At 44.2% G+C, this 11,549-nt stretch carries 11 protein-coding genes; 7 read left to right on the forward strand and 4 right to left on the reverse strand.

What is annotated here, in order from left to right:
- Window positions 1-32: 32 nt before the first annotated feature.
- From ACLD71_RS00195 to ACLD71_RS00205, 3 genes are all read left to right on the forward strand, one after another.
- Window positions 33-509, forward strand: a complete 477-nt coding sequence (locus ACLD71_RS00195) for a PaaI family thioesterase (protein ID WP_137671911.1) — start codon at window positions 33-35, stop codon at window positions 507-509.
- A gap of 283 nt (window positions 510-792) precedes the next feature.
- Complete coding sequence (locus ACLD71_RS00200; protein ID WP_137671912.1) at window positions 793-1,533, forward strand: PEP-CTERM sorting domain-containing protein; 741 nt, start codon at window positions 793-795, stop codon at window positions 1,531-1,533.
- A gap of 268 nt (window positions 1,534-1,801) precedes the next feature.
- Window positions 1,802-2,824 (forward strand): SMP-30/gluconolactonase/LRE family protein, encoded by a 1,023-nt coding sequence (locus ACLD71_RS00205; RefSeq protein WP_411992294.1) that lies wholly within the window; start codon window positions 1,802-1,804, stop codon window positions 2,822-2,824.
- Between the two features lie 74 nt (window positions 2,825-2,898).
- Here ACLD71_RS00205 and ACLD71_RS00210 read toward each other — a convergent pair whose 3' ends face one another.
- Window positions 2,899-3,375: a hypothetical protein gene (locus tag ACLD71_RS00210; protein WP_137671914.1), complete on the reverse strand. Its 477-nt coding sequence runs from the start codon at window positions 3,373-3,375 to the stop codon at window positions 2,899-2,901.
- 340 nt (window positions 3,376-3,715) lie between these two features.
- Between ACLD71_RS00210 and ACLD71_RS00215 the strand changes: the two genes are divergently transcribed.
- Entirely contained in the window at window positions 3,716-5,869 is a 2,154-nt protein-coding gene (locus tag ACLD71_RS00215; RefSeq protein ID WP_411992296.1) for a TonB-dependent hemoglobin/transferrin/lactoferrin family receptor, read from the forward strand.
- A 66-nt stretch (window positions 5,870-5,935) separates the two neighbouring features.
- Here ACLD71_RS00215 and ACLD71_RS00220 read toward each other — a convergent pair whose 3' ends face one another.
- Complete coding sequence (locus tag ACLD71_RS00220) at window positions 5,936-6,778, reverse strand: HDOD domain-containing protein (RefSeq protein WP_411992298.1); 843 nt, start codon at window positions 6,776-6,778, stop codon at window positions 5,936-5,938.
- Window positions 6,779-6,862: 84 nt separating this feature from the next.
- The gene (locus ACLD71_RS00225; RefSeq protein ID WP_137671917.1) at window positions 6,863-7,429 is read right to left on the reverse strand and encodes a DUF1415 domain-containing protein; all 567 of its coding nucleotides are present in this window, start codon (window positions 7,427-7,429) and stop codon (window positions 6,863-6,865) included.
- 254 nt (window positions 7,430-7,683) lie between these two features.
- On the opposite strand from ACLD71_RS00225, the gene ACLD71_RS00230 reads away from it, so the two are divergent.
- Window positions 7,684-8,466 carry a hypothetical protein gene (locus ACLD71_RS00230; RefSeq protein ID WP_411992300.1) on the forward strand — a complete coding sequence of 261 codons (783 nt, stop codon included), beginning with the start codon at window positions 7,684-7,686 and terminating at the stop codon, window positions 8,464-8,466.
- Window positions 8,467-8,505: 39 nt separating this feature from the next.
- Here the strand turns inward: ACLD71_RS00230 and ACLD71_RS00235 are convergent, their stop codons facing one another.
- Complete coding sequence (locus tag ACLD71_RS00235; RefSeq protein WP_137671919.1) at window positions 8,506-9,384, reverse strand: LysR family transcriptional regulator; 879 nt, start codon at window positions 9,382-9,384, stop codon at window positions 8,506-8,508.
- A gap of 104 nt (window positions 9,385-9,488) precedes the next feature.
- On the opposite strand from ACLD71_RS00235, the gene ACLD71_RS00240 reads away from it, so the two are divergent.
- Together ACLD71_RS00240 and ACLD71_RS00245 are read left to right on the forward strand one after the other, a co-directional pair.
- Complete coding sequence (locus ACLD71_RS00240; protein WP_411992302.1) at window positions 9,489-10,466, forward strand: aldo/keto reductase; 978 nt, start codon at window positions 9,489-9,491, stop codon at window positions 10,464-10,466.
- Between the two features lie 30 nt (window positions 10,467-10,496).
- Window positions 10,497-11,468, forward strand: coding sequence for an aldo/keto reductase (locus ACLD71_RS00245; RefSeq protein ID WP_411992304.1), 972 nt, complete (start codon window positions 10,497-10,499; stop codon window positions 11,466-11,468).
- Window positions 11,469-11,549: the final 81 nt, after the last annotated feature.

The following is an 11,549-nucleotide window of genomic DNA, read 5'->3' on the forward strand; positions in this document are numbered from 1 at the left end:
TACTGGTAAGACCTCTTAACTAAGGAATAGTTATGCTTCCCAGTATTCGCAAGGCCAACCTAATGCTCAGCTTGTTTGGCATGTTTAAGGTTCCGTTAATTTGGTACTGCCGCCCCAAGATTTTGGCCATGGACGAACAAAAAGTAGTGGTAAAAATCCCACTTAAACGCCGTACTAAAAATCACTTAAACAGCATGTACTTTGGCACCTTAGCTGTGGGAGCGGATGTAGCCGGTGGCTTTTTAGCCATTGCAAAAGCTGAACAACATGGCAAAAAGGTGTCTTTGGCTTTTAAAGCAGTAGAGGGGAAATTTTTAAAACGCCCTGAAGCCGATGTGATTTTTACCTGCACCGACGGTTTACTGATTGATCAAATGCTTGAGAAAACTATGGCCAGTGGCGAACGTGTAAACCAAGCTGTTACTATCGATGCCACATGCCCAAGCATTAGTGGTGACGACATTGTAGCGACCTTCTCACTCACCTTGTCACTTAAAGCGGTTCAATAAATTCATCGCGATACTTACCGGTTAAGTGTCGCATTCATAACTTTTTCGAACTTGGCTTAACAATCGACGCTGTTCATTCTACCTCCCAGCTCCCTCTTTTAAAAACGCCCCTTTAATAACGCCCTTTTGCAAAGTGCAAGTACTGCTGATGCCTCCGCTTAGAAAGCTCATGTATACCTTCTAACACACTGAATAATTTAGAGATAAAAAACATGGCACGAAATTGGATATGACTTACTCAACAAGGCCTGTTTAGGCCACTAGTAAGTTACCGAGGTACACCATGAAATCAGCAAAAAGTCGCAAACTAAACCAGTTAACTATCGGTTTTGTTGTTATTGCCGCAGTGCTTAGCTTCTCCAGCCACGCAGGTATTATTTATACGATTGAAGCACCAGGGATTCAGAGCTCGCAGGTGGGCGGGACCTTAAAAACTGAAACCTTTGACAGCTTAGCTAAAAGTGGCCTGAACAACGGTTATCAAACCGATTTTGGCGATTACTCCGTCGATAAAGGTACTGCAAAAGTGGTGAATTTCGGTGTTTATGGTGGCGCTTATGGTGAAGGTAAGTACTTATTTATTCCTAATAAAAGTTCAGTGAACTTAGATTTTAACCAAGCCATGGGATACTTTGGATTTTGGTGGAGCGCAGGAGATAGCGGGAATCAACTCAGCATTACTACTCAATCTGAAAGCTTAAGCTTTGTTACTAACCAAATTTTAGATGCGGCAGTATTAGAACCCGAACATTACGGTAGCCCAACCAGCGTAAGCGGAAACAAACGCGAACCATACGGCTATGTGAACCTATTTGCAGAAAGCGAAGCCGACAAAATTACGTCTATTCAATTTTTTGGCCGTAATTTCGAAACCGACAATCACAGCGCAAGCTTGCAGCTGCAAACCATCACTGGACGTTCGTTATCGCCAGCTACTGTGCCAGAACCAAAAACATGGTGGCTAGTCAGCTTAGGATTGGTATTGTTAATGTTCAGTCGAGTAAAGCGAAACAGAAAAGCTTAACTTAACGATAACTGACACTGCTCTAAGCAACTACTTAGCTCGCTTAGAGCATCCGCTTAACCAAGCCTACTCCCATCTTCAGCACGTTTAACGCTATCTCGTTAAAAATTGTTCAACCAAATAAAGTCAATTATCGCCTCATTAATAAAAGTAAAATAACATTACAGCTTGATATATTTAACTCACGGCGACAAAATGGATAACCAATTTAATTAATTGGATAACCTGTAGAAAAATAACTATATTCACTGTGATTAAAGGACTAAACATGCGAACTGCGTTTATTCTCGCCGCTACTCTCACCGTCAGCGCTTGCGCTACAACTCAGCAAAATACTCAACTAGAAGATGCATTAGAAACAACCGGCTCGATAGAGATCATCAACCAACAAGCGCTTAGTTACCTCGCTGAAGATGCCAAAATTAGTATTCGAGGAAAAGGGTATCGCTGGACAGAAGGCCCTGTTTGGATTGCCGAACAAAACTATTTACTGTTTTCAGATATCCCCAACAACACGGTAATAAAATACCAGCCGAATCAGGGGACTTCTGTTTATTTGGCGCAGTCTGGTGCGAGCGGTTTATATGAGGGTGATTATGGTCAGGGCGCTAATGGTTTATTGCTTAATGATGAAGGCCAACTCGTCCTCCTGCAGCAGGGAGATCGCCGAGTAGCGATAATGGATGCTCCTCTTACATCACCAAAAAGCAAATTTATTACTTTGGCCAGTCACTATCAAGAAAAGCGCCTAAATAGCCCTAATGACGCGGTCTACCATAGTGACGGTAGTTTGTATTTTACCGATCCACCTTACGGCTTAAATGCCGGTATGGATGATCAACGTAAGGAGATTGATTACCAAGGTATTTACCGCTTAAGCAGCGATGGTGAAGTAAGCCTATTGGATGAGAGCGTGAATTTTCCAAACGGTATTGCATTGTCCTTAGACGAAACGACCTTATATGTTGCGGTGTCTGATGATGCCCACCCTCGCTGGTTAGCCTACGATCTTAACGCTGATGGAAGCATTGAAAATAAGCGTATGTTCTATAACGCTAAAGCGCTGATTGGTGTAGAAGGAGAGCAAGGCCTACCGGATGGTATGGTTGTGCATTCAAGTGGTAATATATTTGCGTCTGGCCCTGGTGGCGTGTGGTTGTTTAGCCCTAAAGGAGAGGTACTAGCAAAAATTCGTACCGGTAGGTTAACCGCCAATTGCACCCTTTCAGCGGATGAAAAAACACTGTTTATCACCGCTCACGATACCTTATTGTCTGTGCCACTGTTATAAGCTGAGTCTACATTAGCGGAGCAATCTCGAAGGTATATTGCTCCGTTGAATGCTGATATTAGCGGTCCCGCTATTTACTCAGTAGAATTACTTAGCAGCCACTTATTACCTTTTAAATCTAAAAAATCTCGGCCTATTTTCAACACCATAATTTTACGCTCGGCCTCACTGTCCAGATAGGCGCCCGCAGCAACCGTAGCTTGCGGACTTTTAGCTAACATTAGCCCTCCCGCCATGCGTTTCCCCGCCACTACATTGCCGCCTTCTAATACGCCCATTTCAATCACTGACGGGGCATGGAAATACCAGTAATCATCGTCTTCCGCTTCCAGCGCATACTCACCTTGTAAAAAACGTACCCCGCGCTTTCCTTGTTGAGCATTGTCTAACCACACAACTGCATCAGTAAAACTTAGGCTACGAGTTGGCATTTCTATCACACTCACTAAGCGCTCTTCAAAGCCAGAGCCCACTCCAACTGATTTACAGCCACTCAGCAGTAAAACCACTAAGCCAATCATTAGTATGCTTAGACTATTTTTATTGTTCACCACTTTACTTCCTTATTTGGGTTTGAACGCCACAATGCGCCGCCAAGCAACAAATAAACACTCCTTAACGTCACTTGCGACTCAATACTACTCAGATTTAAAGTAGCACAATTGCTATCAATGCGATTGACGAGTTAACCCATCACCTTTAAACGCATTTAATAAAACCATTTATTGCCCAATCGGCCGCTAAACCACTATTACACTGTGGTTTTATGTAAATAGCCAAAGTTCCTATTCATAAAACTATAATTAAATGCAAATGATTTTAATTCTCATTCGTATTATGTATAGTGCGCTTTAATTACACTTTACAGGATAAGGACAAAGCCTGGTTTTTATGAAAACACTCAATCGCACACTCATTGCCAACGCAATAATACTCAGCTTAAGCCCAGTAGCCATGGCTAATTCCAACAGCACCATGTTTGATGAAGTGGTAGTGTCGGCAACCCGTACTGAGCAAAACCTTAAAGATGTTTCATCTAGCGTAAGTTCTGTTAGCTCAGAGCAACTAGAGAAGCAAATGGCTAACGATTTAAACGACGTAGTACGTTATGAGCCAGGCGTTACCACAACAGGCCAAGGTAGATACGGCACTAGCGGGTTTAACATTCGGGGCCTTGATGGTAGCCGTATCAAACTGATGGTTGACGGTATTGAGCAACCAACAGCCTACAACCCAGGCGGCGACGTAATGAACAAGGGACCAAACTCCTATGAGATTGATACCTTAAGTGCTGTAGAAATTAACAAAGGCCCGGCCTCTAGTTTGTATGGTAGTGACGCCTTAGGTGGTGCGGTACTACTACGCACTAAAAATCCTGAAGATGTGTTAGACGAAGGCGATGCTAATCACGTAGCGATAAAGGCTGGCTATAACAGCTCGAACGAAGCTTACAAAACAACCCTAGAACTGGCCAAGCGTTACCAAAACTGGGAAGGCTTAGCTATTTATACGTATCGTGATGGCAGCGAAACCCAAGCCCACTCTTCTGGTGCGGACATCAATGGCCGAGATCGTGGTCAAGCCGATCCTTATGACTTTGACTCGCATAACTTGCTATTAAAAGCCAATTACCAGCTAAATGAAGCGCATACATTTGGTGTAGTTGCCGAGTTGTTCCAGCGCCAATCTAAAGGGCAAATACTGAGCAATGAAGGCTACACCATTGCACCTGGCTTTACCTATACCAATGCTAACAGTGAAGACGAAGATAGCCGCAGCCGCGTAGGATTAAATCATACCTGGACAGCCAATAATCTCGCCTTTGATGACGTGTTTTGGCAGCTAAGTCATCAACAAAGCAAGTCTGAGCACAATAACTACGACACCACCGGTTTTTACGGCAGCCGCAACCGCGAGCGTAATGGCGAAGACAGCAGTCTGCAGTTTGATGCACAATTTAATAAATTACTCGAATTTGCTCACGGTAGCCATGAGCTAAGCTATGGTTTAAGTGCCATTAATAGTGACTTTGAGCTAGATTACCGCACCCACTACTTTGATACCGGAACGGTTGATCCAGGAGCCCCAGAGGTGCCAGCAGCAGATTCCGAAAAGCGCGGCATATTTATTCAAGATCATATGTACTTACTAGATGAGCGCTTAGTAGTAACCGCAGGTCTGCGTTATGACGACTACCAAGCTACTCCAGATGCAAGCAGCGGCTTTGAGCAACATAACAGTGATGCACTTACAAAACGTTTAGGCGCGGTTTACCATTGGAACCAGCAGTTCAGTACCTTTGCGCAATACAGTGAAGGTTTTAGAGCCCCTACCCTACAAGAGCTTTATTACGCATTTGATAACAGCGGTCATGGTTACGCCACGTTATCTAACCCCAACCTTAAGCCAGAAGAGAGCCAAAGTTACGAGTTAGGTTTACGGGCAAATACCGATGCGTCTAGTATGGAACTGGTGGGTTTCTTTAACGACTACACTAACTTTATTCAATCGGTAACCGATTACAGCGATCCAAGCTACCCGGCTGGTATCACCATCAACGAAAATATTGGCGAAGCTGAGATTTACGGAGTGGAGTTTAAAGGTCACTACTGGTTAGACGATGCCTTTGGCGCGCCTAAAGGCACCTATAGCCGCTTAAGCGTGGCTTACGCACAAGGTAAAAACAAAGAAGACGGCAGCTCGCTTGATTCAGTCGCACCGCTCACTGCGGTATGGGGATTAGGTTACGATCACAGTGACGATCTTTGGGGAAGCACCTTAAACCTTACCATGGTAGCCGCCAAAAAAGACGGTGATTGGGCGGCAGAAGATAATGCCCACGCACCTGGTTACGCGTTACTTGATTTAACGGCTTATTATCAGCCAGTAAATGACTTAGTGCTGCGCGCGGGTTTGTTTAACGCTCTCGACCAAAAGTACTGGAGTTACACCGATTTAGATGGCAAAGACTCTGACTATCAAGGTTTAGACCGTTACACCCAACCCGGCAGAAACTGGGGAGTAGATGTAGCCTACAAGTTCTAGGCAACACAAACTAAAAAAGGCCAGCCGCTAGGCTAGCCTTTTTGTTTAGCTTTTAGCTTTTAGCGCTTAAGCTTGGGTATCAACCACTGCATTCAACACATCTTCTAACTGCTGATCTTCCATATTCAAAAAAGCTAATAAACCGTCATAACTCTCTTGCCAGGCTTCTTCTTCACTGTTCACACCTAACTTACGGTAAGCCACAATACGGGCAATTTTTAGAATTGCTAACATCAATAAAGACGATTTAGTCAGCTCTTGAGAACCAAATAAACCATCACTATCATGCTGATAATAAATCGCCTCTATCATTACCTTAGGTAAGCTCCATTGCTGGGCAATTAGAGCAGCAACAGTGGCATGGGTAGTCCCATATCTAATTCGCTCTTGTTCCGCCAGTTTCCCCCACCCCATCTCATTAGCTTCCGCTAGCATTCTTTCGTATTCAGGAAAAGACTGAAGCAATGCGGGCACGCCCGCTTGATGGAACAACCCTAACATGTAGGCGTTATCTTTGGCTGATTCAAACCCCAGTTCTTCTGCTGTAGCAGCTGCGCAACTGGCTAACAGATTGGCCTCTAACCAAAATGCATCCAACACCTTAGATGCCGGCATCGCTCCCTTTAAGGCCACAGCCTTAACAATAGGAAACACACGATTAATCCCTAAGGTCATCACCGCTTGGTGAATCGATTTAATCTCGTTTAGGCGACGAAAAGCCGCAGAGTTAACAATTTGTAATACTGCACCAGAGATCCCTACATCACTGGCAATGGCTTCGGCAATTACCGATACATCTGGCTCAGCTTTTTTGGTCTCTTGAGTGATAGTTAATAACACTTGAGGGCGCGGTGGAATGGTTAAATCCGCCAAAATTGCTTTTTCGGCCGCCGTTATAGTTAAGGACATATCACCTCCTGTAAAATTATTCGGCACAGAATAGATAATTTACCCAGCAATATCAAAAAGATATACAAGAGTTTTTATTCTAAATCAGTTTTTACAGCTCGCTAACAGCTGTTTAAGCGCTGCACTCCCCAAATCCTCGGTGACTTGAATATTTCGATCAGGAATCCCTTCAGGGTCTGGATGAAGTTTAGTTAACCTACTGATAGTTTTCTCACGAATTAGGTGCAAAGTGGCATACGGCGAGCGGTTAGTATAGTTACTGGGCTCATTTGCTGGTTCACCTGCAAAGCAATAATCAGGATGAAAACTTGCTAGTTGATATACCCCATCATAACCCTGCTTGCTAACGAGCTGTTCTGCCCAGTTGAGCATATCCAAATAGTCATGAAAGTCTTGCAGCGCTGGTACAATAAACATGGTGGTTTCAATGTCTGCTTGCTCATCAAGCAGTTGGCATTCTGCAATCAATTGCTGCAGCAGGTTTTCAACATCATCACTGCCATTAACTGCATACCGGATACTTCCCCGCTCTAATTCACGCTTAGCAAAAGGGCAAATGTTGTACTCAACCACAAAACTTTTGACCCACTGTTTAGTATGCTGCTGATAGTGCTCGTCGCTTAACTGAGCGGTGCTGGGTGAGTCTGTCATCTAGTTTCCTGTAGAATCATTGAGTCTTGCAATATCAAAGTATTGACGATCTTAATCTGTGACGGCTGCAGCTGTAAACCTATCTGGCAACTAAATAGTTTTCAGCCCATCACTAATGGCTATCGCCTCCCTGTAAAAGTTTAATATTTCAATCAAGTTACATAAATCATAATTGTATTATAAAACTGTATTTGCGTTAGCCATTTATGAGGCGCAGATTGATTTCACATTAATTTTACAGAGGGGGTTAGATAATGCAGTTTTCTAAACTCTGTGTTTCTTCTGCGTTAATTGCCATGTTAAGTAGCTGTGGAGGAGGCAGTGATTCACGTTCACAAGTCGTTCAATTAGACTCATTTCAAATATCCAGCTACGACTTCGTAAAAAGTGATTCAGATCTGTCTTCGATAGAAATAAAAGCCCAATACGATAGCGCAGTAGAAGGCGTGGTGAACAAAACCATTTACGATGGCCCCTTATTTGGCGGGTCGTCGCTGTCCCCCATCAATGTTATAGCTAATCCAAATAGTAGCTATACGGTAGATATGAGCTTAATCGATAGCAATAGCCAAATGGTGCTAGCCTCCGACACTATCGTTGCTTCAGACGCTGCAAAAAAACTAGTGTTTGCCTTTGGCGATACCAGCAAAAACCTTTACCAATTTTCTGCAGAAAACGCTCCAGAAAAAGACTACACAACAGAAAAAGTACCGGTGTACGTCGTTAATGCGCGAGATATGGAGCAGATGGAAAGCTACAACATCTTAGTTGATGGCTCACTTGAGGCCGACAATGTACCATTACGCAAACTATCCGCAAAACTTCTGTTATCGCCTTCGCAGCAATCAATCATGCTGAGCTTAACACGCAACGGCATTGAGCTTGATCGCTGCGAGCTAGGTACAGATTCGGATGGCGACGGCACCACAAACTGGGCAGACACCGAGTGGCTAGTAACGTTTTTACCTGAGGGGAAATGCCAACTCAATAACTTAGACATATTGAACCAAGAAACCAAGAACAACCAGGGTAATTAAGCTTAGCTAGCAGGGAGTTTTCTCGACCGCTAACGCTCGCTAAATAGGGTGAGCAACTGCGTAAGCCACTAACCAGTCGGCGAGCATACTCACTCGTTTGGAACGAAAGCGAGCAGGAGGAAACACCATCCACAATGGCTGGCTAAGCTCTTGCCAATCCTGCAGCACCGCTTCTAAACTCCCCTCAGCTAAGGCCTCACGCAAATACATCTCGTGAGTACGAATAAGGCCTAAACCTTGTAAAGCCGCTTGTTTAAGCACGTGACCATTAGGGCATGAAAAAGGCCCGCTCACCGTAGTCACTAGCTTTTGTTCCCCTTGCACAAAGGGCCACTGAGAAACCGTACCACACACGCACTGATGCTGCTTGAGTTCATCTGGATGCTTGGGCTTGCCATAACGCTCAAAATAGCTTGGACTGGCCACCACATAGGTATTCAGCTGGCTTAGTATTCGCACCTGTAAATTGGAATCCGGCAGCACCCCCATTCTAAACACGATATCAAAAGGGGAAGACAGCAAATCTTCCCGTTGTGAAGACAAGTCCAGCTCTATATCCATGTTCGGGTGTTCTTGGCGAAACGCCATTAAAGCAGGCGCCAACCACTGCTCGGCAAATATTCCCCCTAAAGAATTAATCACAACTTTACCTTGCAAGTGATGCTGTAACTGCTGAGCAGCTAACGCGCCATCCTCTAACAACTCTAAACCTTGCCGACAGCTTTGATAGTAGCGTTCACCCGCTTCGGTTAAACGTAGTTTACGGGTAGAGCGATATAAGAGCTGTACACCTAAGCGTGTTTCTAAATCACTCACTCGCTGACTAATACTAGCCTTAGAGCTGACTAATTTTTCAGCCGCAGCGGTAAAGCTTCCCTCTTCCACTACCGTGACAAAATCGAGTACGCCGCTAAACATATTAATCCAATTTTCTGAACAATTAATTTCAATAATAGTGAATTATCAAACTAAATAAAATACGTACACTATTCCAATGCTCTTTATTCAAATGGAATACCACTATGCAAAACAGACTATTAGGCAAAAGCGACTTAGCGCTCACCGAGATAGGATTAGGGTGTTGGCAGTTAGGCGGCGATTTTGGCCCGATTAGCGAGGCAGACTCGTTGGCGATTCTAGACCAAGCCTACCAAAGTGGTGTGCGCTTTTACGATACCGCCGATGTATATGGTGCTGGCTTAAGTGAGCAAGTACTTGGGAAGTTCTACCAACAGCATAACGATATTTGCATTGCGACCAAGGTAGGCCGCGATGCCAGTTTATTTCCAGACAAATATACTAAGCAAGGATTACAACAGGGCATAGAATCAAGCTTACAACGGCTAGGTGGCGATTCAATTGACTTGATTCAACTACACTGTATTCCTTACCCAGTAATGCAAGATGGTGAAGTATTTACTTGGCTACAAGATTTTAAACAACAAGGCTTAATCCAACATTACGGTGCCAGTGTCGAGTCGATGGATGAAGCGAAGCTGTGCTTGAACGATCCTCAGCTTACCAGCTTGCAACTGATCATTAATATCTTTAGGCAAGATGCACTAAGCGAAGTGCTTAATCTAGCCGAACAGAAGAATGTCGGAGTTATTGCGCGTTTACCTTATGCCAGCGGCTTGTTAAGCGGTGCGGTTACCGCACAACGAACTTTTGCCGACAGTGACCACCGTAATTACAACCAAAATGGTGCTGCCTTTCATGTAGGTGAAACCTTTGCAGGCCTACCGCTTGAAAAAGCCCTCGGCTTGCTAGAACAGCTTACTGCTCTGTTGCCAGACAACCGCTCTATGGCCGAGTGCGCCATTCGCTGGTTGCTCGACCAACCTCAAATTACCAGTGTTATAACTGGGGCCAGTAAACCACAACAGATTAATCAAAATGTTACATACGCTCAGCAAGCACCGCTAAGTAACGAGCTACACACACGTTTAGCTAATTTTTACCAACAGCACGTTAGCCCTTGGGTGCGTGGTAATCGATAACATTAGTTCACTGAGTAAAAGGAAGCGACGATGGAAATGCGACAGTTAGGACCACGGCAAGTCAGCCCAATGGGCTTAGGATGCTGGGCAATTGGCGGGCCGTTTTATGATCTCGACAACAAACCCTGCGGCTGGGGCGAAGTAGACGACAAAGTATCAATAAAAGCTATTCATGCAGGTATTGATGCGGGAATAAACTTTTTTGATACCGCTGCCGTTTACGGTGCAGGACATAGCGAGCAGGTATTAGGCCAAGCCTTAGAAGGTAAGCGCGAAAAGATAGTGTTAGCCACAAAATTCGGCGTTGACTTTGACAGCGCAAGCAAGTCAATCACTGGCAGTTTTCATGATCAACCAAGCATTATCAAGCACTGTGAAGCCAGCTTAAAACGGCTCAATACTGACTACATCGATGTCTATCAATTACACCTCAATGATTTGCCTTTAAACCATGTAGATGAGGTGCTACTTAGCCTAGAAAAACTGGTAGAAACGGGGAAGATTCGTCGCTATGGCTGGAGCACTGATCACCTAGACCGTGCTGAAGCGTTTAGCCAAGGTAAGCACTGCGCCGCCATACAGTTCCAAAACAACGTACTAGACCAAAACACGAGGCTTACTCACTTCTGTTTTGAGCATAAATTGGCGGCAATTAACCGTGGTCCCTTAGCTATGGGTCTTTTATCTGGAAAATATCATAGGCAAGCTATCTTAGATCCTAAGGATATTCGTAACATCAATCCGGAATGGCTTAAGTACTTCAACAATGGCAAAGCTTCTCCCGCGCTTTTAAGCAAACTTGAGGGCATACAATCTATTCTCACAAGCAATGGAAGAACGCTTATTCAAGGCGCGCTCGCATGGATATGGGGTTCTTCAAGTAACACTCTCCCCATACCTGGATTTAGAACAGTCGAACAAGTTGTTAGCAACGCAGAAGCGATTGAACATGGAGCTCTAAGCACCGCTCAAATGCGGGAAATTAAGCAACTACTCAACTAAAATAGAGCTAAACACCTAAATTTTAAGAAAAAATTAATATTCATCTATCGGTCATATTTCTGTAAATAACTACTGCTAAAC

The sequence above is a fragment of the Agarivorans sp. DSG3-1 genome, from assembly GCF_046774965.1.
Classification (GTDB): domain Bacteria; phylum Pseudomonadota; class Gammaproteobacteria; order Enterobacterales; family Celerinatantimonadaceae; genus Agarivorans.